This is a genomic window from Achromobacter sp. SLBN-14, from assembly GCF_006715415.1.
GTDB classification, from domain to species: domain Bacteria; phylum Pseudomonadota; class Gammaproteobacteria; order Burkholderiales; family Burkholderiaceae_B; genus Achromobacter; species Achromobacter mucicolens.
Genome location: NZ_VFNE01000001.1, coordinates 3,616,781 through 3,638,154, shown reverse-complemented (window position 1 = coordinate 3,638,154; position 21,374 = coordinate 3,616,781). Strand labels below are relative to the sequence as shown.

The following is a 21,374-nucleotide window of genomic DNA, read 5'->3' as shown; positions in this document are numbered from 1 at the left end:
TTCTGCCTCCTACATGATGTCGATGCGCCTGTCCGATTCCCGTTCGTTGCTCCTTCGCCTTGCGGCCAGCTTGCTGCTCCTGGCAGGCTTGTCCGCCTGCGCCGTCAAGACCAATTCGCGGGGCAACCTCGTGTACGGCGTGGACACCGCTGCCCTGTTCGGCACCGAGATCGGCCAGTTTCCCTTGCAGGATGGCGGGCTGGGCACCTTGCGGCGCGAAGGCAAGAACTTCTCGGTCAAGCTGTCCGGCAACCAGCGCGTGGTGCCGATCAACAACGTGGAATCGGCGCGCATCGCGCGCACCGAGAACGTCGGCTCGCGCACGGTGGTCGTGATCGAAACGCAGCGCCGCAACTGCGATTACCGCTACAGCGTGCTGGCCATCGAAGGGTCCGACGTGCTGTCGTGGGACGTGGGCAATTGCCGCGACCGGCCGGTCGTGCTGGTCCAGGATGACCGCAGCGCCCTGACTTTCGACTTCCCCAAGGGCTCGTCGATCGAACGCTTCGTCTACACGCAGGACGGCCGCATGCGCCGCGGCAACGTGAAGGCGGTGGCCGGATTGAATCCGCGCGCCAAGCCGTTCGCCGACGAGTCGCTGTATCCGCCCGGGTACATGGATTCGATCCGGCTGCATGGCGTCTATCCGCCCCCCGCCGCGCCGGCCGCCCGGCCGGGCAAGGCGGCAAAGCCCGCCAGCGGCAATCGGCCGAACCGGCGCACCGCCCCCGACGCTCCCGCAGCGGTGCAAACCGAGACGGCCAGCGGCGCGGCCAGCGCAGGCCGCGTCGTGCCACCGCCCCCGCAACGCGTGCCGGCGGGCGACACGCCCGCGCCGGCCCGCTCGGGCACGGCATCGCGCACGCCCGCCAAGCTGGACCTGCCCGACGAGGAAATCACCTCGACCCGCCTGGATCTGAGGGATTGAACGTGCGCCAAGCCCAGATTCGCCAGATCCTCTTCCTGATCGTCCTGACGGTCATCTACCTGAGCTTTGAACTCGGCTTCAACGCCCGGCTGCTCGATGTGGTGGGCAGCCGCGCGACACCGCACGACATCGAGGAGCTGGAATTCTTCGGCCGCACCCTGTCCGGCATCGCCGCGGCGCTGGTCGTGCTGCAACTGATGCTGGCGCGGCGGCTTGCCACCGGCGGCCGGCCGTCGTACGTGAAGATTGCCGTTGCCTGCGTGGTGACGGCGCTGCTCGTCTTCAGCGCCATCAAGATGATGGTGAACGTGCTGGTCGACTCGCGCGACGGCGAGTTCCGCCGCGTTGCCACCAACGCCGGACTGCTGCAACGATCGCTCGTGCAGGGCGACCTGCATCTGGATGGGCTGGTCGACGATGGCGTCTACGCGCGCCCCGAAGGCAAGGCGTTCCTGGCGGTGTTCCAGGTGCTGCTGTCCAACATCGACAACCTGGACGACAAGGTCGAACCCAAGAAGCGGCAGGTCATCCGCACCGACCTGCAACGCCAGATGAAGACCTTCACCTTCGATGACCGCGAAGTCCGCATGACGGCGCCGGGCATTCGGGGGTATCACCAGGTCTACACCAGCGTGATGCAGTCCGTGGCCGAGCGCTGGAAGAAGTACGCGGGCGTGCCGGTGGCATCGGACATCGGCCTTGCGCGCGAACAGGACCGCGCCTGGGGCGATTACCGCCGCAACCTGTCGCGCCGCGGCTGGACCCCGGAAAGCGTGCCCGCCCGCTATCAAGGCCGCGTGGTGCAGGACGTGCGCAAGCGCATTCCCGTGCCTGCAGGCTGGCAGCCGCACGACCGCGCCACCTTCAACGAAGCCGTCGCGCAACAATACTGGAAAACGATGCGCAGCCGCACGGTGCACGTCGAAGGCGACGCCATCCCGCCGGGGCTGTCGTACGAAGATTTCGTGGCGCGGCCCGGCGTGCAGAAGCTGCTGCGCCAGACCTTGATGGTGCCGGCCACCATGAACGTCGCGCCCAACTACACCGACGCCGCCGGCTTCAAACGGCTGTACGACGGCATGCTGGACCGCGCGGTGGACGAAGCCCTGCCGCGCTTTTCGGCAAGCAGCGCGGATTTTTTGCGCGGCGGCCAGCACTACAAGCTGGGCGAAGACGCCGCGCGTGCGGCGATCGTGCCGCCCGTCGCGCTGCTGTTTTCATTGCTGGGCGCGGTGGGCCACTTCGGCAAGCTGCTGTACCTGATCGTCAAGCTCATCGTCTGGCTGCGCACGCCCGCCGGCCAGCAGCCGGGGCGCACCGCGACGCGGGCCGCGGGCCTGGCGCTGGTCCTGACGCTGGCCTGCGTCTGGACCGCGTTCTCGTTCATGCAGAACGGCGTCACGCAAAGCGACCTCTTCCAGCAGATGTCGCGCGTGGAAGGCGGCCGCGATGACGAATCGATCGGCCAGGCGCTGCGCCGCCGCGTGCTGGCCAACGTGGCGCACGTGATCGTGGTGGGGCAGGCCTACACCTACCCCTTCAACGAGGCCGTGCGCACTTACGTGCTGGGCGGCTTCCGGTTTGGGTATCACGGCAATGCGGGCTGATCGCCTGATGGCCGGATACCGTCAATAGGCGGGCGGCTTCGCCTCCCGCCCGGCAGAGGCGGCCTGCGCCAGCGCGCGGGTGATGATGCTGGTCGACACGTTGGCAAAATAGCGCGCGCCCATTGCCCCGTACTTTTCCTCGTCCTGCGGCGTCAGCGCGATGATCCCCGAGCACTTGCCGGCCCCGGCGATGGCGCGCAGCCCGGCCTCGATGGCGCGTTGCACGGGTTCGGCATTCCAGTCGCTGCCGTGGCCCATCGCGTGCGCCAGATCGTTGGGCCCGATGAACACCGCATCCACGCCGTCCACCGCCGCAATCTCGCCCGCCGCCGCAATGGCCTCGGGCGTTTCGATCATGGCGATAAAGCCGATGCCGTCATTGCTGCGCTGCGTGTGACCTGCGCCGCCGAACGCCCCGTAACCCGCCGCGCGCGTACTGAAGGCGCTGCCGCGGCGGCCCACCGGCGGATAGCGGATCATGCCGGCCAGACGCCGCGCCTGCTCGGCGGTCTCCACCATGGGCACCTGCACGGCGCTTGCGCCCATGTCCAGGATGCGCGGCAAGTCGTGCTCAAAGCAGCGCACGATCGGCACGATGCCTGTAGCCCGTGCGGCGCGCAGCATGTGTTCGGTCATGCCGAAATCGGCACTGCCGTGCTCGTTGTCCAGGATGATGAAGTCAAAGCCGGCATACGCGCACATCTCGACGATGGCCGGGCTGGGCAGTCCGTTGAACAGGCCACGCAGCGGCTTGCCACTGCGCAGCATGTCCGTCAGGCGGCCGTCCAGCGGGAAGCGGGGGTCGGTCATGCAAGTCTCCTGTGTCGGGGCGGGGTCAGTCAGCCTGAATGCCGGCGTCCTTGATCACCTTGCCCCATTTTTCTATTTCGCTGCGTTGGAACGTCGAGAATTCTGCCGAACCGCGGCCGTCGGGCGCAACGCCCAACGTCAGCAGCTTGGCGCGCACGTCCGGGCTGTTGACGATAGCCGCGATCTCGCGGCCCAGGCGGTCGACGACCGGCGCGGGCGTTCCGGCCGGCGCGAAGATGCCCTGCCACGATTGCATCGCGAAGCCGGGCACGCCCAGCTCGGCGAGCGGCTTGACGCCGGGCAGATCCGCCAACGGGGCCGCGCTGGTCACGCCCAAAACCTTGACGCGCTTGGCGTCGATCATGGGACGCGCGGCCGCGACGGTTTCGAACACCATGTCGATCTGTCCGCCGATCAGATCCACCATTGCCTGCGATCCCCCCTTGTAGACGATCTGGCGCAGGCGCGTGCCGGAAATGGACTGGAAGAGCTGGCCCGACAGATGCTGCGACGTGCCTGCGCCGGCCGTGCCGTAGGTCAGGCCGTCCGGATCGGCGCGCGCGGCGTCGATCACCTGCTGCACCGAATTGAACGGACTGTCGGCGCGCACCACCAGCGCATTGCTGACCATGCCCACCAAGCCGACCGGCGTGAAGTCCTTGACCGGGTCGTACCCTAGCGACTTGATGAAAAACGGATTGACGGCGTGCGTGGTGATGGTGCCGCCCACAATGGTGTAGCCATCGGGCTCGGCGCGGGCCACCAGTTGCGTGCCCACGATACCGGACACGCCCGGCTTGTTCTCGACGATGACCGACTGCCCCAGGCGGGCGCTCAGTTGCTCGGCCATCAGGCGGGCCACGCCGTCGGATACGCCACCCGGCGAGAACGGCACGATGTACCGGATGTTCTTGGTGGGCCAGGCTGGCGTGCCGCCTTGGGCGTGGGCCATGCCGGCGGTCAGCCCGATCGCCGCGATGGCGGTCAGGGTACGGACGAAAATGCTGCGCATGCGTTTGTCTCCTGGAGTCGATGAGCGCGGTCTGCGCGCGCTTTTTTGGGTAGTGCCGGAAAAAAGAAAAAAACGTGTGTCAGGGCCCCGCCCGGACCGTCGCGCGTTCGACCAGGCCGCAGGGCACGACGATGTCGCGCGGCCGCAGTTCGGCCTGCATCTGTTCGCGCAGCAGGTCGACGGTGGCGTCCACCATGGGTTCGACCTGCTGACGCACGGTAGTCAGGCGATACGCGCCCCACGCGGCCTGCGGGACGTCGTCAAACCCCACAACGGCCACGTCCTCGGGCACGCGCAGGCCCAGTTCCTGACGCAGCACGTCCAGCGCCGCAATCGCCATGTGATCGTTGCCGGCAAACAGCGCGTCCGGCGGATCGGCGGCAAACATCTGCCGCACGGCGGCCTGCGCCAGATCGAAGTCGTAGTGGCCCACGTTGCGGCAGGCGACGTCGTGGCCGAGTTCCCGCAAGGCGTCGCGGTAACCGCGTTCGCGCTCGATGCTGGTGGACGAATCCTCCAGCCCCGCCAGAAAGCCGAAGCGGCGATAGCCGCGTTCGACCAGCAGGCGCGCCACCAATTGGCCGCCCGCGTAGTTGTCGGACGTGACCGAGCTGCTGGCGTGGCGCGCCAGCCCGCCCAGGATGGAGACGCGATTGAACTGCACCACGGGCACCCCCACCTCGGCGCAACTGCGCGCCACGTTGGGCGACAGCATTGCGGAAGCCATCACGATGCCGTCCACCTGGTACTGCAGAATCTCCGCCAACACGCCATCGGCCGCCTCGTCCACCTCGGCGATGAACATCAGCACGTGGTAGCCCTCTTTCTGAAGCTTCTGCGACAGCCGTTCGATGACCAGCGGATAGAACTGGTTTTCCAGGTAGCTCATCACCAGCGCCACGATGCGGCTGCGGCGCGTGATGAGGCTGCGGGCCAGCGCGTTGGGCCGGTAACCCAGCTTTTGCGCGGCGGCCAGCACCTTGCGGCGCGTGGCTTCGGACACGCTGGCGCCCGGCGTGAAGGTGCGGCTGACGGCCGACTGCGACACCTGCGCCAGATCCGCCACGTCCTGCGCACGGGGCGCGGTCCTCATGCCGCGGTCCATCCTGCATCCAGCATCAGCGCGCTGCCGGTCATCAGGCTGGAGGCATCGCTGGCCAGGAACACGATCGCGCCCATCACCTCGTCCAGGCGGCCGACGCGGCCCAGCGCGTTGCGCGCGCAGACCCAGTCGCGAAACCCGGGCTGCTCCAGCATGCCCGCCGTCATGGGCGTTTCGATGAAAGTCGGGCACACGGTGTTCACGCGAATGTTGGCGGCGCCCAGCTCCCAAGCCAGCGCGCGCGTCATGCCTTCCAGCGCATGCTTGCTGGCGCAATACAGCGTGCGCCGGGGGCTGCCCACGTGCCCCATCTGCGAGGACACATTGATGATCGATCCGGCACGGCCTTCCGTCAGCAGGCGGCGCGACACGGCCCGGCTGGTGTAGAAGGCCGCCTTCACGTTCAGGTCCAGCACGGCGTCGATGTCCTCGTCGGACTGATCGATGAGCGGTTTGGGACGATTCATCCCGGCGTTGTTGACCAGGATGTCAAAGGGCTCGCCGTGCGCGACCGCCTGATCCACGGCCGCGGCGTCCGTCACGTCCAGCACCAGCGGCGCACAGCCGATGCCTTCGGCCCGCAAGGCTTCGCACACTTGCGCCAGTTCCGGCTCGCGCCGGGCTGCCACCGTGACATGCGCGCCCGCCCGGCCAAGCGCGGCGGCCGCCGCCAGTCCGATGCCGCCGCTGCCGCCTGTCACCAGGGCGCGGCGTCCGTCCACCCGGAAGTCCGGTCCTTTGGGTAGCGCAATCATGCCTGCGCCTCCACCGGCTGATACCACGGCAGGTCAGGACGATTGCCATGGCGGCGCACGCGAATGTTGGCCTGTTCGCCGTGGCCGGCAAAGTTCTCCATGTGGCACAGGCGCGAGCAGTATTCGCCCATCGTCACGCTGGCGGCGTCCGTCAGCACGCGCTGGTAGGTGCAGGTCTTGAGAAACTTGCCCACCCACAGCCCGCCCGTGTAGCGCGCATTGCGGTTGGTCGGCAGCGTGTGGTTGGTGCCGATCACCTTGTCGCCGAAGCTGACGTTGGTGCGCGGCCCCAGGAACAGCGCGCCGTAGTTCGTCATCCGGTTCAAGAAGTAATCCGGGTCGCGCGTCATGACCTGCACGTGCTCGAACGCCAGGTCGTCGGCCACCTGGAGCATTTCCTCAAGCATGTCGCAGACGATGACTTCGCCACAATCGGCCCAGGCCCTGGCGGCAATCTCGGCCGTGGGCAGGATGGTCAGCTGGCGCTCGACCTCGGCCAATGTGTCGCGGGCCAACTGTTCGCTGTTCGTCAGCAGCACGGCCGGCGACGTCGGACCGTGTTCGGCCTGACCCAGCAGGTCGACCGCGCACAATTCGCCATCCACGCTGTCGTCGGCGATGACCAGCGTTTCGGTGGGGCCGGCAAACAGGTCGATGCCGACCCGGCCATACAACTGCCGCTTGGCTTCGGCCACGAACATGTTGCCGGGCCCCACCAGCATGTCCACAGGCGCCACGCTGGGGGTTCCCACCGCCATTGCCACGACGGCCTGCACGCCGCCCAGCACCAGGATCTCGTCCGCGCCCGCCATGTCCATGGCGGTCACGATGGCGGGATGCGGCTTGCCCTGATAGGGCGGCGCCGTGGACACGATGCGCTTGACCCCTGCGACCTTGGCGGTCAGGACGCTCATGTGCGCCGAGGCCAGCAGCGGATACTTGCCGCCCGGGATGTAGCAGCCGACCGCATTCATCGGCACATGCTTGTGGCCCAGGACCACGCCGGGATAGGTCTCCACTTCGACGTCGCGCATCGAATCGCGCTGGATCTGCGCAAAGTTGCGCACCTGGCTCTGCGCAAACGCGATGTCCTCGATCTCGCGCGACGACAACTGCTTGCGCGCCGCCTCGATTTCGGCGCGCGACAGCCGAAAGTCAGCCGGATCCCAGTTGTCGAATTTGCGGCTGTAATCCCGCACGGCTTCGTCGCCCCGGGTTTCGATGTCGCGGATGATGTCTTCGACGGTGGCGCGCACCTTGGCGTCGTCTTCGGTCTTGACGGCGGCGGTCCGGCCGCGCTTCAGATAACGGATCATGGTCTCGGGTCCTGCAAGTGTGGAAAGTTCTTCGATGGAGGGCACTTTCAAATCCTTGCATACGTATGCAAATAGGGAGAAACCCGGACCTTTCGATACACTCACGGGATTCCGCACCGATGACCGCCGCGCCGTCCGGCGCACCCACGCCCCCCTCATGTCGCATCCCGAATCGTTCAATCTGAAGCAGATCGCCGTGCCGGCGTTCGGTCCGTCGCTGCTTTACGGCATCAGCAACGGCGCGATCCTTCCCGTCATCGCGCTCACCGCGCGGGAGCAAGGCGCGTCCTTCGCGGCCGCCGGCCTCATCGCCGCCCTGATCGGCGTCGGCTCGCTGCTTTCGAACATTCCGTCGGCGCTCATCACCGAGCGCTTCGGCGAAAAACGCGCCATGGCCGGCGCCGCGCTGCTCAGCGTGGCCGGACTGCTGCTGGTCATTGGCGTGCCGCATCTCTGGGTGCTGGCGCTGGCCATGCTGATGCAGGGATGCGCGCAATCGGTATTCCAGCTGGCGCGGCAGAGCTACATGATTGAGGTCGTGCCGCTGGCCTACCGCGCGCGCGCCCTGTCCACGCTGGGCGGCACGACGCGGATCGGCACTTTCATCGGCCCCTTCGCGGGCGCGGCGCTGATCCACTTCCTGGGCCTGGATGGCGCGTACTGGATCGCCGTCTGCGCGATGCTCGGCGCGGGATTCATCGCCATCAAGGCGCCGGACATCGAACCCGTTCACGTCAAGGCGGCTGGCAAGCCGCGCGCCCGCATCGGCGAGGTCGCGCGCGATCATCGCAGCGTGTACGCCACGCTGGGCGTGGGCGTGATGCTGATCAGCGCCCTGCGGGCATCGCGTCAGGTGGTGATACCGCTTTGGGCGGACCACCTCGGCCTGGACGCCACCACCACGTCCCTCGTCTACGGGCTGGTTGCCGCGGTGGACATGTCCGTGTTCTATCCCGCGGGCAAGGTGATGGACCAGCGCGGCCGCCTGTGGGTGGCGCTGCCGTGCACGCTGCTGATGGGGCTGAGCCTGATGGCGATCCCGCTGACTAGCGGCGTGACGAGCTTCATCCTGGTGTCGCTGCCGCTGGGCTTTGGCAACGGCATCGGCTCGGGCATCGTGATGACCCTGGGGGCCGATGCCGCCCCGCCGGGCGCGCGCACGCAGTTCCTGGGCATCTGGCGCTTCATGGCCGATTTGGGCGCAAGCGGCGGGCCGGTGGCGTTGTCGGCGCTGACGGCGCTGTTATCGCTGGGCGGCGCATCGTTTGGGGTGGGAACGTTGGGCTTGGTCGCGGCCGGGGTGTTCTGGCGGTGGTTGCCGCGCCGGGCGTCGCCATAACAGACCGCGGCAAGCGGCATTGACGCACTGCGTCATCGCAAACCGCTGAATCTACCGCGTCGCGGCAACCCCGCAGCGCCACGCGACGCCCCTCGGGCCGTCCGAAATAAGTTCAAAAAATATCAACCAAATCTGTATTGCTTCAGAGATTCGCAAGTTCCAGAATTCTGTTCATGGGCGCAGCATGCCGCTTGAGGACGGAAAATGGATACGAAGCACACCGCGAACCCAAAGCAACTGACGGTTCGCATTTCGCGAGGCACGGAGGACGGCAAGTTCTCCACCTACCTGGTCCCGTGGCGTGACAACCAGACCGTCCTGGACGTGGTGACGGAAGTCCAGCGAACGCAGGAGCCCGGCCTCTCGTACCGCTACGCCTGTCGCGTCGGCGTGTGCGGATCCTGTGCGATGACCGTCAACGGCACGCCGCGCTGGACATGCCGCACGCATGTGAGCCGCGTCGAAGAAGCCGGCGTGATCGTCATCGAACCCTTGCGCAACATGCCGCGGATCAAGGACCTGGTCGTCGACATGCGCGAGTTCTTCCAAAAGTGGGCACGCGCCGGAAATACCTTTATCGGCACCGCCACGCGCGACGATCCGCCGGCACAGGTGTTGCCGCAAAGCAAGCAGCGCAAGCTGGCCGACGCGGCCATCGAATGCATCAACTGCGGCGTCTGCTACGCCGCCTGTGACGTGGTTTCCTGGGACAAGGACTACCTGGGTCCCGCGGCGCTGAACCGCGCGTGGACGCTCTACAACGACGAACGGCACGCCGATCCCAAGGACGTCCTGCACAAGGCCACCTCCGGCAGCGGCTGCAATTCCTGTCACACGCAGGGCAGCTGCATGAAGCACTGTCCGGTCAGCCTGAGCCCGACCGGCAGCATTGCCGGGCTGAAACGCAGCGCCATCTTCAGCCTGCTCAAGGGAGACTGACATGGAGGCCCGTCTGTTCGCGCTCCAGCGCCTTACGGCAATGGTGATGGCGCCCTTCGTCCTGGTGCATGTCGGCCTGGTGATCTATGCGGTCCGCGGCGGCCTGACCGCGGGCGAAATCCTCTCGCGCACCGAGGGGAACTGGCTGTGGATCGTCTTTTACGGCCTGTTCGTGGTCAGCGTATCGGTCCACGTCCCCATCGGCTTGCGCAACATCCTGATCGAGTGGCTCAAGCTCGGGCGGCCAGCCGCCTCCGTCGTCGGCCTGGCGTTCGGCGCGGCGCTGCTCGTCCTGGGCATGCGCGCGGTCGCCGCGGTGGGAGGGCTGTCGTGATGAAGTCCGCACGCAATCACCGGGCGTACTGGGCCTTCCTGGGACATCGGCTCTCCGGCCTGGCGCTGGCGCTGTTCGTTCCCGTGCACTTCTACGTGCTGGCAATGGCGCTGGACGAAGCGAGGCTGGACGCCTTCCTGAAGCTGGCGGAGATGCCGTGGATGAAGGCCGGCGAATGGGGGCTGGTCCTGCTGCTGACGCTTCACATGTTCTTCGGCCTGCGCCTGCTTGCGCTGGAACTTCTGCCCTGGCGCTCTCCGCGCGACGCGCGCGTTGCCTGGATCGGATGGGGATTTGCGATCTCGATGGCCACCGGACTGGCGTTCATCGCCGGAGTGATCTGACATGCGTATCGAAAACCACAAGACGGACATTCTGGTGCTGGGCACCGGCGGGGCCGGCCTCTTTGCCGCGTTGCATGCGAAGAAGGCAAACCCCTCGCTGAAAGTGACGGTGACCGTGAAAGGCCTGCTTGGCAAATGCGGCTGTACCCGCATGGTCCAGGGCGGCTACAACGTCGCGCTGGCGGCGGGCGACTCGGTCGAGCGCCACTTCATGGACACGATCGAAGGCGGCAAGTGGCTGCCGCGCCAGGATCTGGCGTGGCGGCTGGTCGAAGGCGCGGTCGAACGCGTGCGGGAACTCGAAAACGAAATCGGCTGCTTCTTCGACCGCAATCCCGATGGATCGCTGCATTCCAAGGCGTTTGCCGGCCAGAGCTTTGACCGGACCGTGCACAAGGCGGACCTGACCGGCATCGAGATCATCAACCGGCTGATGGAGCAGGTTCGCGCGCTGGACGTGGAAGAACTTGAGGAGCACCGCGCCATCGAGCTCATTCCGGCCGCCGACGGGTCGGGCATCTCGGGCGTGCTCTTCATCGACATGCGGGCGGGCACCTACCGCTTCGTGCAGGCCAAGGCTGTCCTCCTGGCCACCGGCGCCGGCCCGACCATGTACCGCTATCACACGCCGTCCGGTGACAAGACCTGCGACGGCCTGGCCATGGCATTGCGCTATGGCCTGAAGCTCAGGGACATGGAAATGGTGCAGTTTCATCCCACCGGCCTGCTGGGCGGACCGGATACACGCATGACCGGCACGGTGCTGGAAGAAGGCTTGCGCGGCGCCGGCGGCTATCTGCTCAACGGCGAAGGCGAACGCTTCATGACGAACTACGACAAGCGCGGCGAACGGGCCACGCGCGACGTGGTCAGCCGCGGGATCTACGCCGAAATGCGCGCGGGGCGCACGGGACCGATGGGCGGCGTCTACATCCAGATGAGCCATCTGGGCCCGGAGAAAGTCGCCAAGACCTTTCCCGGCATGGTCAACCGATGCAAGGACTGCGGATTCGACCTGGCCGGTGGCAAGGTCGAAGTGGTGCCGACCGCGCATTACCTGATGGGCGGCGTTGAATTCAATGTGGATGGCTCGACCGCCTCGCCGGGCCTGTATGCCGCGGGCGAAGACTGCGGCGGCGTGCACGGCGCGAACCGGCTGGGCGGAAACGGCGTCGCCAATTCCACGGTCTTCGGGGGCATCGCGGGCGATGCGATGGCCGCCTATGTCGCCCGCGAAGGCCACTGGCGCGATCCGGACCAGCAGGTCATCGCGCGCGGTGTCGAACGCGCCGAGTTCCCGTTTTCGCGGCGCGCCGGACGCATCCATGAACTGCGCGATGCGCTGTCGCAGACGATGTGGGACGACGTGGGCGTGCTGCGCAATCGGGATGCCATGGAACATGGCCTTGACGCCATTGCCGCCCACCGCGCCGCCCTGCGCGATATCGGCGTGGCGGACGGCGACCGGCGCTTCAACCTGACCTGGCACGACTGGCTCAACCTTGAAAGCCTGGTCGACATCTCAAAGGTCATCACCGTGTCGGCGCTGGCGCGTGAAAACAGCCGCGGCGCGCACTATCGCGAAGACTTCTCCGAACCCGGCGACCTGCACACCAGCTGCTACACGCGCGTCAGCGCGCGGGACGGCGACGTAAAGCTGGAGATGGTGCCGGTTTCCTTTGACATCGTGAAGCCCGGCGAATCGCTGATCGAAGGCGAAGCAGGCAACCCCCAAAGCTGAAGGCAACCCACCATGAGAATTCCCGTCCAGAAGATTGAACAAGCCGCGCTGGAAATCATGCGCCGCGCTGCAATCGAGATCCCCAAGGACTACAAGGAAGGCATCCAGGCGCTCCAGAAAAAGGAAACCGGCAAGCTGCCGCGATTCGTCATCCACGCCATGATGGACAACTGGGAAGCCGCCGACCAGGACCGGCGCCCGATGTGCGCCGATACCGGGCTGCCGCGGTACTACGTCAAGGTCGGCAACGAGGCATCCGTGGACGCCGGGTTCGTGGCCGTGGAACGCGCGCTGCGCCACGCCACGGCCGAAGGCACCGTCACCATCCCGCTGCGGCCGAATCGCGTGCATCCGCTCTGGCGCACCGACCACAACAACAACGTCGGCATCAACGCGCCAGAAATCGAATGGTCGTTCGAGCCGGACGCCGACTGGATCGAGATCACAACCGTGCACAAGGGCGGGCTTTTCGGCACCGACTACCGGATGCTCTTTCCGGGCGACGGCATAGACGGCATCAAGCGCTTCGTGCTGGACACGCTGATCGCGTTCGGCAAGCGCGGGCTGGCCTGCCAGCCCGCCATCGTCGGCATCGGTCTGGGCGGCTCCAAGGACACGTGCATGCAGCTCGGCAAGCAGGCGGCCTGTCTGCGCACGGTAGGCGACCGCAATCCCGATCCCAAGGTGGCCGAGCTGGAGCTTGAACTGATGAAGCTCGGCAACTCGATCGGCATGGGCGCGATGGGCTTCGTCGGCACCGGCATGGTGGTCGACTGCCACATCGAATGCGGCTACACGCACACCGGCGGCATGCCCATCAGCCTGCATACGTTCTGTCTGTCTTCGCGCCGCGCCACCGCGCGAATTCATGCCAACGGAGAGATCCAGTACCGCACGGATCCCCAATGGTTCACGCCCTACATGCGCCGGGAGACGGTCGAATGGTAAACAACGACGACGACATCAAGGTCTTTCACCTGGACCTGCCCGCCAAGACGGAAGACATCGCCAAGCTTGAACTGGGATCGGCCGTGTACTTGAATGGCTTGGTGTACACGGCCCGCGAGGGCGTCTACAAGAAGGTGCTGGACGAGGGCCTGCCGTTGCCGGTGGATCTGCGGTCCGTCAGCAACGTCAACTTCCACTGCTCGCCCGCCGCCGCACCCGACGGCCACGGCGGCTACAACGTGGGCGCGGTCACCGCCACCGCATCGTTCCGGTTCTCCAAATGGATTCCCCGGTGGCTCAGCGAGACAGGGTGCCGCATCCTGATCGGCAAGGGCGGCATGCCCGCCGACGACTACAAGCAGGTACTGGCTCCGGGCGGGGCCATCTACCTGACCACGGTCGGCTACGGCACGGGCGCGTTGCTGGGACGGGGCATCAAGCAGGTGCGCGAGGTGCATTGGCTGGATGAGCTGGGTATCGCGCAGGCGATGTGGCTGTTTGAAGTCAAGGACTTCGGGCCTTTCATCGTCGAAAGCGACCTGGACGGGAACTCGCTTTTCGCGCAGCACGCGGAAACGATCAACGCCGGCATCGAAAAGCTCTATGCCGGGTTGAAGCCGCCCGCTTTGCACCGCTACGGCGAGACCGACGACCGCAAGGACGAAGTGATGTAGGCGCCGCCTTGCCGCTCCCCCAATCGGATTCCATTCAAAGAGACTGCGATGATCATCGACTTTCGGCTTCGGCCGCCCGTGGGCGGCTTCCTGAACACGCTGATGTATTCAGCGGGAGAACGGCGCGACGGCTTCACGCGGACGGTGGGATTCGAACCCTCCAAGGCAGCCCAGCAGCAGTCGATGGACCTGCTTCTGCAAGAGATGGAGGCGGCCCGCATCGATCGCGGCGTGGTGGTGGGCAGGCTGGCCGGCGTGCTGGGCAGCGTGTCCAACGACGACGTGCGCGGCATTGTAGCCGCGCACCCCGACCGGTTCATCGGCGCGGCCTCGATCGACCCCACCGACCGGCGCAAGGCCTGCCAGACCATCAATCAGGCCATCGAAGACGGCTTTCGGCTCATCAACATCGAACCGGGCTCGTATCCGGTGCCCATGCATGCGGACGACCGGCGTCTTTATCCCATCTATGGCCATTGCGAAGACGTCGGCGTGCCCGTGATCATGATGGTGGGCGGCACCGCGGGGCCCGATTTGAGCTATTCCGATCCCATTCGGACCGATCGCGTCCTGACGGATTTTCCCAACCTCAATATCGTGGTCGCCCACGGCGGCTGGCCCTGGGTCAACGAAATCCTGCACCTGGGCTTCCGGCGGCCGAATCTGTGGCTGTCGCCAGACATGTACTTTTCGCGCATGCCCGGCTGGGAGGAATACGTGAAGGCGGCCGACAGCTTTCTGTCCGACCGGATGCTGTACGCCAGCTCGTTTCCCTTCTGTCCCGTGCAAGGGTACAAAGAGTGGTTTGAGCGCTTGCCGATCCGTGAGGAAAACCTCAAGAAGATCATGGGAGGCAACGCCCGGCGGCTGCTCGGGATTTAGCGCCCGAACCCCGCGCGTTTCGCAACGCGCCCCCTACCAGGACGACTCTTGCATGGACATCCGGACCCTCTACACGCTGATAGCGATCGCAGACCACGGCAGCTTCGCCGAGGCCGGCAACACGATCGGCCTGTCGCTGTCTGCCGTGAGCATGCAGGTCCGCGCCCTGGAGGATGAACTGGGCATCACGATCTTCGACCGAAGCCGCCGCCCGCCGATCCTGACGGACACGGGCCTTGCGCTGGTCCACCGGGCGCGCGACCTGATCACGCATTGGGAGAGCATGAGCGCCTCGCTAAAAAAGGGAACGTCGGCCGGCCTGCTCAAGCTGGGCAGCGTGCACACCTGTGTGTCGGGTGTGCTGCCGCTGGCCCTGCGCCACCTGCAAAAGCAGGGGCATGGGCTGGAGGTTCACGTCACCACCGGGCTGACGCACGACCTGGAGCGGGCCATCTACCACCGCCAGCTCGATGTCGCCATCGTGACCGAGCCCGATGCGCCGCGCTCCGGCCTGGACTTCCTGCCCTTCGTCGAGGAAGAGCTTGTCGTCATCGCGCACCGCTCGGTGCAGGGCGCCAGCGACCAGGAGATCCTGGAGCAGACCCCGTACGTGCGATTCAACCGCTCTGCCCGCGTCGGCCATCTGGTGCAGGAAGAAATGGTGCGCCGGCGCATCACGGTGCGATCGACCATGGAAATCGACAACCTGGAAGGCGTCATTGCGATGGTGGCCAATGGCCTTGGCGCATCCGTGGTGCCGGCCAGGCGCGGCCGCAACGAGTTCCCGGCGGGAATCCGGGTCACGCCGTTCGGCTCTCCGACCATCAAGCGCCGTCTGGGCATCCTGGCGCCCCAGGAGAATCCCCGATCGCATCTTTCGCAGTTGCTGCTCGACGCATTGAAGTCGGTCTGCGCCAGCCAGACCCGATGACGACGCGAGGCGCATCCCCCTACCTGATCCGCAGTACGTAGCTCAGCAGTCCAGCAGTGCGTAACCCAGCAGTCCAGTAGTCCGCCAACAATCACCGCGACGCCCCAAAAAAAATCGAGCCGGCTGGCCCGAGGGACAGTTGCTGCCTGGCAAAACCCGCCCTTCCCGCAGATCGGCGGGCCGCGCCTACCGCGAACGAAGGAGACAACACCGTGAAAGACGAACATCAACTTCTGTATGCACGCCGCCGTCTGATCAAGGCCATGGGATATGGACTGGCGCTGTCGCCCTGGCTGGCGGCGCCCGCGCGCGCGAACTGGCCATCGGACAAGGCCATCCGCATGGTCATCCCGTTCTCGGCGGGCGGCGCCACCGATTTGCTGGGGCGCGCGCTCGCCTCCGAAATGGCCAAGGGCCTGAACCAGACCATCGTCGTCGAGAACCGCGCGGGCGCCGGCGGCAGCGTGGGCGCGCAGGCCGTGGCCGGGTCACCCGCGGACGGCTATACGCTGTTGCTCGCTTCGGGAAGCATGTTCACCGTCAATCAGTTCATCTACAGCAAGCTGCCCTACTCGCTCAACGACTTCAGCCTCATCGCCAAGGTCGCAAGCGGACCGATGGTCATCACCGTCAATGCCGAACTGCCTGTCAAGAACACGCGGGAACTCATTGCCTACGCCAAGGCGCGGCCGGGCAAGCTCAGCTTTTCGTCCGCAGGGGTCGGCAGCCAGACGCATATGGCCGGCGAAGCCTTCACGGACGCCGCCGGCATTGAACTCATGCATGTCCCGTACAAGGGTGAAGGGCCCGGCTATACGGACCTGATGGCAGGCGTCATCCAGGTGGCCGTCGGCAACATCAATGCGATTGCGCCGCTGCTCAAGGGCGGCCGCCTGCGCGCGCTTTCCGTCACGGGCAAGGAGCGCGCGGCCTTGCTGCCCGGCGTGCCGACCACCGCCGAGGACGGCGTGCCCGGCTTCGAGTTCACCGGCTGGTTCGCGCTGATGGCGCCTGCCGGCACGCCGCAAGCCGCGATAGACCGGTTGCTCGCGGTGGCCAACCAGGCTGTTGAGCAACCGGGCTTGAAGCGGTACCTTCAAGACCAGGGCATGGCCCCCACCATCGTGTCTGGCGCGGCGCTGCAAAAGGAGATTGCCGCGGAGTCCGCCAAATGGCAGGCTCTGGTGCAAAAGAAAGGCATCACCGCCAGCTGACCCACCGCAGGGCTTCGTCGCGCGCCAGCCCTGCTTCGACCATCGAGGTGCTGTTTCCCCCCATGCCCACCGAATCGCTTGCGTTTGTCATCCCCGTCATCTTCGTCGCCTACACGGTATTCGGGATGACGGGATTCGGCGCGGCCATGGTCGCCGTGCCCGTGCTGGTCCAATTCATTCCCCTGCAACTGGCCGTGCCGCTGGTCGTGCTGTTTGACCTGACCTGCACGGCCCTGGTCGGCGGCAGAAACTGGAGACGCGTCAGCCTGGCCGAGTTCAAGCGTCTGCTGCCCTGGATGCTGCTGGGCATCGCGCTGGGTGTCACGCTGCTGCGCGACGCCGGGGCCCGCTGGCCCCTGATCCTTCTGGGCGCGTTCGTCCTGGTCGTGTGCATCCAGGGCCTGCGAGGCGCCCGGGGCGGCCCCAAGCCGCTGCTCAAGCCCTTCTGGGCGTTTCCGTTCGGGGTGTTCGGCGGCGTCTTCAGCGCGCTGTTCGGCACCGGCGGCCCCATCTATACGATCTACCTCTCGCGACGCCTGGACGCGCTGGAGCAATTCCGGGCCACCATTTCGGTCGTGATCCTGCTGAGCGGAATCGTGCGGGCGGCCGCGTTCGGGGCCGCGGGGATGTACTCCAATCCGGACATCCTGCGCGCCGCCGCCGTGCTCCTGCCCGTCGCGCTCATCGGCCTGTACGCCGGCTCGCGCTTCAGGACGCGCGTCTCGCCCGAACTGCTGAAGCGATCCATCTTCGTGCTGCTTGCGATCGCGGGCGCCGGCGCGATCTACCGCGGGTGGATGTCGCCCGCATGAGCGGCATTGCGCCGCGCGGGCTGGCGACCTGCGGCACGGTCAGGCGGCCGCGTGCCGGCCGCCCGCCGCCACGTTCACTTCGCCGTCGGCATCGCGAATTCGGCTCCCTTGCCGATGCTCTCCGGCCAGCGCTGCATGATCGACTTCTGGCGGGTGTAGAAGCGCACGCCTTCTTCGCCGTAGGCATGCATGTCGCCAAAAAGGCTGCGCTTCCAGCCGCCAAAGCCGTGCCAGGCCATCGGGACGGGAATGGGCACATTGATGCCCACCATGCCGACCTCGATGCGCCGGCCGAATTCGCGCGCCACGTTGCCGTCCCGCGTAAAGCACGCGACGCCATTGCCGAACTCATGCGCGTTGATGAGATCCACGGCTTCCTTCAGGTCCTTGACCCGCACGCAGCCCAGGACCGGACCGAAGATTTCTTCCTTGTAGATGCGCATGTCGGGCGTGACGTGGTCGAACAACGTGCCGCCCATCCAGAAGCCGTCGCCGCACCCCTCGCCTGCCTGCGTGCCGTTGAAGCCTCGGCCATCGACCAGCAGCTTCGCGCCCTCCGCTTCTCCCTGCGCGATGTAGCCGCTGATGCGCTCGTGCGCGGCGCGGGTCACGATCGGTCCCATTTCGGCGGCCGGGTTCTCGCCGTCCAGCACCTTCAAGGCCTTCGTGCGCTCGATCAGCCTGGGCAGCAGGCGGTCGGCCACGTCGCCCACCAGCACGGCCACGCTGATCGCCATGCACCGCTCGCCCGCCGATCCGTAGCCGGCGCCAATCAGGGCATCCACGGCCTGGTCGATATCGGCATCGGGCATCACCACCATATGGTTCTTCGCGCCGCCCAGCGCCTGCACGCGCTTGCCCAGGCGGGCGCCCGTCTCATAGATGTAGTTGGCGATCGGCGTGGATCCGACAAAGCTCACCGCCTTCACGCCGGGATGCGTGAGCAGCGCGTCCACGGCGACCTTGTCGCCCTGCACCACGTGGAACACGCCATCGGGCAGACCTGCCTCGCGCAGCAGTTCGGCGATGCGCAGCGACGCACTGGGATCCGTCGGGCTGGGCTTGAGCACGAACGTGTTGCCTGCGGCGATCGCAACCGGAAACATCCACATCGGCACCATCACCGGAAAATTGAAAGGCGTGATGCCGGCCACGACGCCCAGCGGCTGGCGCAACGTCCAGTTGTCGATGCCGGTGGAAACCTGTTCGGTATGCGCGCCCTTGAGCAGTTGCGGAATGCCGCAGGCGAACTCCACAATGTCGATGCCGCGCGCGACTTCGCCTTGCGCATCGCTGAACACCTTGCCGTGCTCGGCGGTGATCAGGTGAGCGAGCTCGTCGCGGTGGCGGTTCAGCAGTTCAAGAAATCTGAACAACACGCGCGCACGGCGGATCGGCGGCGTGTCGGCCCACGCCGGAAAGGCGGCTTGCGCGCTGGCTACCGCGCGCTGCACCTCGTCGGGCGTGGCCAGCGTGACGTGCCGGGTGACGGCGCCCGTGGCCGGATTGAAGATGGGCTGGCGCGCGCCTGTCCCATCGACGCGGCTTCCGGCGATAAAGTGTCCGGCAATGGATTCGCCGGCGCTGCGCGGGGTTGCATGCATGGTGTTCTCCTGTGCTCAAGCGTGAAGTGCGGGTGCTGGCACTATGTCGTGCCGCCCGCCGCGCGTCGAGACCAGAAGGCCGGAATCAGTGTTTGCGGTTCTGAACAATGGAAATTGGCATGACAAAGACAAGACGCCTGGAAGACCTGTGGTCGCACATTCACTGCCTGGGCGTGCTGGCCGACACGGGAAGCTTCACGGCCGCCGCGCGCCGGCTGCAGATCAGCAAGGCGTCGGTCAGCCAGCGCATCGTGGAACTGGAGCAGGCAGCCGGCGTTCCCCTCGTGCGGCGAACCACGCGCAGTGTCAGCCTGACCGAGGCGGGGGCAAGCCTGGTCGACCACACCGCGTCGGCCTACCAGCGCATCGAAGCGGGATTTTCCGCGGTCCGCGACTTGTCCGACGGCCCGCGCGGCGTGTTGTCCGTGACGGCGCCCGTCGCCTTGGGGCGCCAGGTCATCGCGCCGCTGATACCCGGTTTCCTTGCGCGCTTTCCGGACGTCCGGATTCAGCTTGAGCTGAGCGACCACCTGGCTTCCCTGGCCACCGAGGGATTCGACCTGGCGATCCGGCACGTCGCCGGCGTGCCCGACACCCATGTCGCCTCGTTGATCTGCGAGACGCGCTCGGTGCTCGTCGCCACGCCGCAGTATCTGTCGGCACATGGCACGCCACGCACGCCCACGGATCTGGAGGGCCACAATTGCCTGCACTACCTGCGCCGCAGCGGCGGCGCGACCTGGTCGTTCGAATCGCTGGACGGGGACAAGCGCATCGCCGTGCCGGTGCGCGGCAGCTTCACGGCCAACAACAGTGAAGTCCTGCGCGAGGCGGCCGCCGGCTCGGTCGGCATCGCGCTGCTTCCTGATTTCAGCGCGGGCCAGGCGCTGCAGTGCGGCACGCTGGTCGAGGTTCTGCCAGGATGGCGCGTCGTCGGCGACTATGCCGAACGGCTCTATGCCGTCAGGCCCTACACGCCCCGCGTGCCCCTGGCCGTGACCTCGTTCGTCCAGTATCTGCGCCAGGCGATTCCGGCCGCCGAAGGCCTGGCGGCCGGAATCGCCCCGCATGCCACGGCTAATTGACCTGCAACCCCGCCTTGGCCACCAGCTCGGAATAAATGGTGGCGCCCTGATCGACGTACTTTGCCGTATCGGCAGGCGACAACACATGCGGAATGCCGCCGAAATTGGCGTTGCCCTCGATCCACTTCGGGTCCTTCGAAATCTGCTGAAGCGCGGAGGCCCACTTGTCCACCGCTTCGGCGCTCATGCCCGACGGCCCGAACAGCCCGCTCCAGCCGATGACGGCCTCAAGCTGCGGCAGGTTCGATTCGCGTGCGGTCGGAATGTCCGGAAACTGCGCAAGGCGTTCCGGCGTTGTCGTCAGCAAGGCGCGCAACTTGCCGCCCGCAAGGATTCCGGTCATCGAGCTCAAGTTGTTGCAGGCGAAGTCCACATCGCGGCTCAGCACCGCCATGGCCACCTCGCTGCCGCCCTTGTACGGGACGCTGACGGCCGCGTCGGGCTTCAATCCCAGACTGCTGAGCAACAGTTGCGGGGCAAGGTTCTGCACGGTCGCGGGGCCGGAATGGCTGTAGTTCAGCTTGCCGGGCCTGGCCTTCAATGCCTGGGACAGGTCGCCGATGGTCCGATAGGTGCTATCCGGATGCACCACACAGACGACGGGGTTCAGCTCCAGCAGCCCGATGAACGTGAAATCCTTCGAGGTATAGGGCGTTGTCTTGGGCTGCAACGCGGGCAGGAGGACCTGGGAACCGATGCGGCCCATCAGCAGCGTGTACCCGTCGGGCGCCGCATTCTTGACCGCGGCCGATCCGATCGCGCCGTTGGCGCCGGCCTTGTTGACCACGACCACCGGCTGCCCCAGGACGCCTTGCGCGGCGGCGGACAAATTGCGCGCCGCCATGTCGGCGTCGCCGCCCACGCTGAAAGGCACGATGAGCTGGATCGGTTTGGCAGGGTAAGCCTGGGCGGCGGCCAGGCCGGGACAGGCGAGAAGCAGGCAAAACGCGGCGCGAGCGGACCCGCCCGGGACGATGCCGGTGAGGCTGATCATGGG

General features: G+C 66.5%; 21 protein-coding genes. 14 read left to right on the top strand and 7 right to left on the bottom strand.

All coding sequences use genetic code 11. The annotated features are described in order from the left end of the window. The first annotated feature begins 13 nt into the window (after positions 1-13). Together FBY20_RS16490 and FBY20_RS16485 are read left to right on the top strand one after the other, a co-directional pair. Positions 14-928 carry a hypothetical protein gene (locus FBY20_RS16490; RefSeq protein WP_255452379.1) on the top strand — a complete coding sequence of 305 codons (915 nt, stop codon included), beginning with the start codon at positions 14-16 and terminating at the stop codon, positions 926-928. A gap of 2 nt (positions 929-930) precedes the next feature. After that, entirely contained in the window at positions 931-2,535 is a 1,605-nt protein-coding gene (locus tag FBY20_RS16485) for a hypothetical protein (RefSeq protein ID WP_142056006.1), read from the top strand. A 21-nt stretch (positions 2,536-2,556) separates the two neighbouring features. Here the strand turns inward: FBY20_RS16485 and FBY20_RS16480 are convergent, their stop codons facing one another. The 5 genes from FBY20_RS16480 to hisD all read right to left on the bottom strand — a co-directional run bounded on the left by FBY20_RS16480 (position 2,557) and on the right by hisD (position 7,530). Then, positions 2,557-3,345 carry an HpcH/HpaI aldolase/citrate lyase family protein gene (locus FBY20_RS16480; RefSeq protein ID WP_142053452.1) on the bottom strand — a complete coding sequence of 263 codons (789 nt, stop codon included), beginning with the start codon at positions 3,343-3,345 and terminating at the stop codon, positions 2,557-2,559. Between the two features lie 25 nt (positions 3,346-3,370). Further along, positions 3,371-4,357, bottom strand: a complete 987-nt coding sequence (locus FBY20_RS16475; protein WP_142053450.1) for a tripartite tricarboxylate transporter substrate binding protein — start codon at positions 4,355-4,357, stop codon at positions 3,371-3,373. Positions 4,358-4,436: 79 nt separating this feature from the next. Then, the gene (locus FBY20_RS16470) at positions 4,437-5,450 is read right to left on the bottom strand and encodes a LacI family DNA-binding transcriptional regulator (protein ID WP_142053448.1); all 1,014 of its coding nucleotides are present in this window, start codon (positions 5,448-5,450) and stop codon (positions 4,437-4,439) included. After that, positions 5,447-6,214 (bottom strand): SDR family NAD(P)-dependent oxidoreductase, encoded by a 768-nt coding sequence (locus FBY20_RS16465; protein WP_142053446.1) that lies wholly within the window; start codon positions 6,212-6,214, stop codon positions 5,447-5,449. The genes FBY20_RS16470 and FBY20_RS16465 overlap by 4 nt, the downstream gene beginning before the upstream one ends. Beyond that, the gene (hisD, locus tag FBY20_RS16460) at positions 6,211-7,530 is read right to left on the bottom strand and encodes a histidinol dehydrogenase (protein ID WP_142053444.1); all 1,320 of its coding nucleotides are present in this window, start codon (positions 7,528-7,530) and stop codon (positions 6,211-6,213) included. The genes FBY20_RS16465 and hisD overlap by 4 nt, the downstream gene beginning before the upstream one ends. A 157-nt stretch (positions 7,531-7,687) precedes the next feature. On the opposite strand from hisD, the gene FBY20_RS16455 reads away from it, so the two are divergent. From FBY20_RS16455 to FBY20_RS16405, 11 genes are all read left to right on the top strand, one after another. Next, on the top strand, positions 7,688-8,869 hold the full coding sequence (locus FBY20_RS16455) for an MFS transporter (RefSeq protein WP_142053442.1): 1,182 nt from the start codon (positions 7,688-7,690) through the stop codon (positions 8,867-8,869). A 204-nt stretch (positions 8,870-9,073) separates the two neighbouring features. Beyond that, entirely contained in the window at positions 9,074-9,808 is a 735-nt protein-coding gene (locus FBY20_RS16450; protein WP_142053440.1) for a succinate dehydrogenase/fumarate reductase iron-sulfur subunit, read from the top strand. A 1-nt stretch (position 9,809) separates the two neighbouring features. Further along, positions 9,810-10,142, top strand: a complete 333-nt coding sequence (locus FBY20_RS16445; protein WP_056325850.1) for a succinate dehydrogenase — start codon at positions 9,810-9,812, stop codon at positions 10,140-10,142. Next, positions 10,142-10,486: a succinate dehydrogenase gene (locus tag FBY20_RS16440; protein WP_056325848.1), complete on the top strand. Its 345-nt coding sequence runs from the start codon at positions 10,142-10,144 to the stop codon at positions 10,484-10,486. Before FBY20_RS16445 ends, FBY20_RS16440 begins: the two co-directional genes overlap by 1 nt. A gap of 1 nt (position 10,487) precedes the next feature. Then, a complete protein-coding gene (locus FBY20_RS16435; protein ID WP_108696762.1) occupies positions 10,488-12,227 on the top strand; it encodes an L-aspartate oxidase in 1,740 nt (579 codons plus the stop codon). Between the two features lie 12 nt (positions 12,228-12,239). Then, positions 12,240-13,175 (top strand): fumarate hydratase, encoded by a 936-nt coding sequence (locus tag FBY20_RS16430; protein ID WP_056325844.1) that lies wholly within the window; start codon positions 12,240-12,242, stop codon positions 13,173-13,175. Continuing rightward, a complete protein-coding gene (locus tag FBY20_RS16425; RefSeq protein WP_056325841.1) occupies positions 13,169-13,849 on the top strand; it encodes a fumarate hydratase C-terminal domain-containing protein in 681 nt (226 codons plus the stop codon). The genes FBY20_RS16430 and FBY20_RS16425 overlap by 7 nt, the downstream gene beginning before the upstream one ends. Before the next feature lie 48 nt (positions 13,850-13,897). Then, on the top strand, positions 13,898-14,731 hold the full coding sequence (locus tag FBY20_RS16420) for an amidohydrolase family protein (protein WP_056325839.1): 834 nt from the start codon (positions 13,898-13,900) through the stop codon (positions 14,729-14,731). A 52-nt stretch (positions 14,732-14,783) separates the two neighbouring features. Then, the gene (locus FBY20_RS16415) at positions 14,784-15,662 is read left to right on the top strand and encodes a LysR substrate-binding domain-containing protein (protein WP_056325836.1); all 879 of its coding nucleotides are present in this window, start codon (positions 14,784-14,786) and stop codon (positions 15,660-15,662) included. Positions 15,663-15,874: 212 nt separating this feature from the next. Further along, a complete protein-coding gene (locus FBY20_RS16410; RefSeq protein WP_255452378.1) occupies positions 15,875-16,876 on the top strand; it encodes a tripartite tricarboxylate transporter substrate binding protein in 1,002 nt (333 codons plus the stop codon). Between the two features lie 62 nt (positions 16,877-16,938). After that, the gene (locus FBY20_RS16405; RefSeq protein WP_142053438.1) at positions 16,939-17,688 is read left to right on the top strand and encodes a sulfite exporter TauE/SafE family protein; all 750 of its coding nucleotides are present in this window, start codon (positions 16,939-16,941) and stop codon (positions 17,686-17,688) included. 74 nt (positions 17,689-17,762) lie between these two features. Here FBY20_RS16405 and FBY20_RS16400 read toward each other — a convergent pair whose 3' ends face one another. Beyond that, on the bottom strand, positions 17,763-19,292 hold the full coding sequence (locus tag FBY20_RS16400) for a CoA-acylating methylmalonate-semialdehyde dehydrogenase (RefSeq protein ID WP_142053436.1): 1,530 nt from the start codon (positions 19,290-19,292) through the stop codon (positions 17,763-17,765). A gap of 119 nt (positions 19,293-19,411) precedes the next feature. Here FBY20_RS16400 and FBY20_RS16395 point away from each other — a divergent pair, with 119 nt between their 5' ends. Then, positions 19,412-20,377 carry a LysR family transcriptional regulator gene (locus tag FBY20_RS16395; RefSeq protein WP_142053434.1) on the top strand — a complete coding sequence of 322 codons (966 nt, stop codon included), beginning with the start codon at positions 19,412-19,414 and terminating at the stop codon, positions 20,375-20,377. Here FBY20_RS16395 and FBY20_RS16390 read toward each other — a convergent pair. After that, positions 20,370-21,371 carry a tripartite tricarboxylate transporter substrate binding protein gene (locus tag FBY20_RS16390; RefSeq protein WP_142053432.1) on the bottom strand — a complete coding sequence of 334 codons (1,002 nt, stop codon included), beginning with the start codon at positions 21,369-21,371 and terminating at the stop codon, positions 20,370-20,372. The two genes, FBY20_RS16395 and FBY20_RS16390, sit on opposite strands and share 8 nt — an antisense overlap. Between the last annotated feature and the right edge of the window lie 3 nt (positions 21,372-21,374).

What these genes read in the sequence shown, in the direction of transcription:
- FBY20_RS16490 (WP_255452379.1), top strand. Translation starts at nt 14, where the DNA reads ATGATGTCGATGCGCCTGTCCGATTCCCGTTCGTTGCTCCTTCGCCTT.
- FBY20_RS16480 (WP_142053452.1), bottom strand. Translation starts at nt 3,345, where the DNA reads ATGACCGACCCCCGCTTCCCGCTGGACGGCCGCCTGACGGACATGCTG.
- FBY20_RS16475 (WP_142053450.1), bottom strand. Translation starts at nt 4,357, where the DNA reads ATGCGCAGCATTTTCGTCCGTACCCTGACCGCCATCGCGGCGATCGGG.
- FBY20_RS16470 (WP_142053448.1), bottom strand. Translation starts at nt 5,450, where the DNA reads ATGAGGACCGCGCCCCGTGCGCAGGACGTGGCGGATCTGGCGCAGGTG.
- FBY20_RS16465 (WP_142053446.1), bottom strand. Translation starts at nt 6,214, where the DNA reads ATGATTGCGCTACCCAAAGGACCGGACTTCCGGGTGGACGGACGCCGC.
- hisD (WP_142053444.1), bottom strand. Translation starts at nt 7,530, where the DNA reads ATGATCCGTTATCTGAAGCGCGGCCGGACCGCCGCCGTCAAGACCGAA.
- FBY20_RS16455 (WP_142053442.1), top strand. Translation starts at nt 7,688, where the DNA reads ATGTCGCATCCCGAATCGTTCAATCTGAAGCAGATCGCCGTGCCGGCG.
- FBY20_RS16450 (WP_142053440.1), top strand. Translation starts at nt 9,074, where the DNA reads ATGGATACGAAGCACACCGCGAACCCAAAGCAACTGACGGTTCGCATT.
- FBY20_RS16445 (WP_056325850.1), top strand. Translation starts at nt 9,810, where the DNA reads ATGGAGGCCCGTCTGTTCGCGCTCCAGCGCCTTACGGCAATGGTGATG.
- FBY20_RS16440 (WP_056325848.1), top strand. Translation starts at nt 10,142, where the DNA reads ATGAAGTCCGCACGCAATCACCGGGCGTACTGGGCCTTCCTGGGACAT.
- FBY20_RS16435 (WP_108696762.1), top strand. Translation starts at nt 10,488, where the DNA reads ATGCGTATCGAAAACCACAAGACGGACATTCTGGTGCTGGGCACCGGC.
- FBY20_RS16430 (WP_056325844.1), top strand. Translation starts at nt 12,240, where the DNA reads ATGAGAATTCCCGTCCAGAAGATTGAACAAGCCGCGCTGGAAATCATG.
- FBY20_RS16425 (WP_056325841.1), top strand. Translation starts at nt 13,169, where the DNA reads ATGGTAAACAACGACGACGACATCAAGGTCTTTCACCTGGACCTGCCC.
- FBY20_RS16420 (WP_056325839.1), top strand. Translation starts at nt 13,898, where the DNA reads ATGATCATCGACTTTCGGCTTCGGCCGCCCGTGGGCGGCTTCCTGAAC.
- FBY20_RS16415 (WP_056325836.1), top strand. Translation starts at nt 14,784, where the DNA reads ATGGACATCCGGACCCTCTACACGCTGATAGCGATCGCAGACCACGGC.
- FBY20_RS16405 (WP_142053438.1), top strand. Translation starts at nt 16,939, where the DNA reads ATGCCCACCGAATCGCTTGCGTTTGTCATCCCCGTCATCTTCGTCGCC.
- FBY20_RS16400 (WP_142053436.1), bottom strand. Translation starts at nt 19,292, where the DNA reads ATGCATGCAACCCCGCGCAGCGCCGGCGAATCCATTGCCGGACACTTT.
- FBY20_RS16395 (WP_142053434.1), top strand. Translation starts at nt 19,412, where the DNA reads ATGACAAAGACAAGACGCCTGGAAGACCTGTGGTCGCACATTCACTGC.
- FBY20_RS16390 (WP_142053432.1), bottom strand. Translation starts at nt 21,371, where the DNA reads ATGATCAGCCTCACCGGCATCGTCCCGGGCGGGTCCGCTCGCGCCGCG.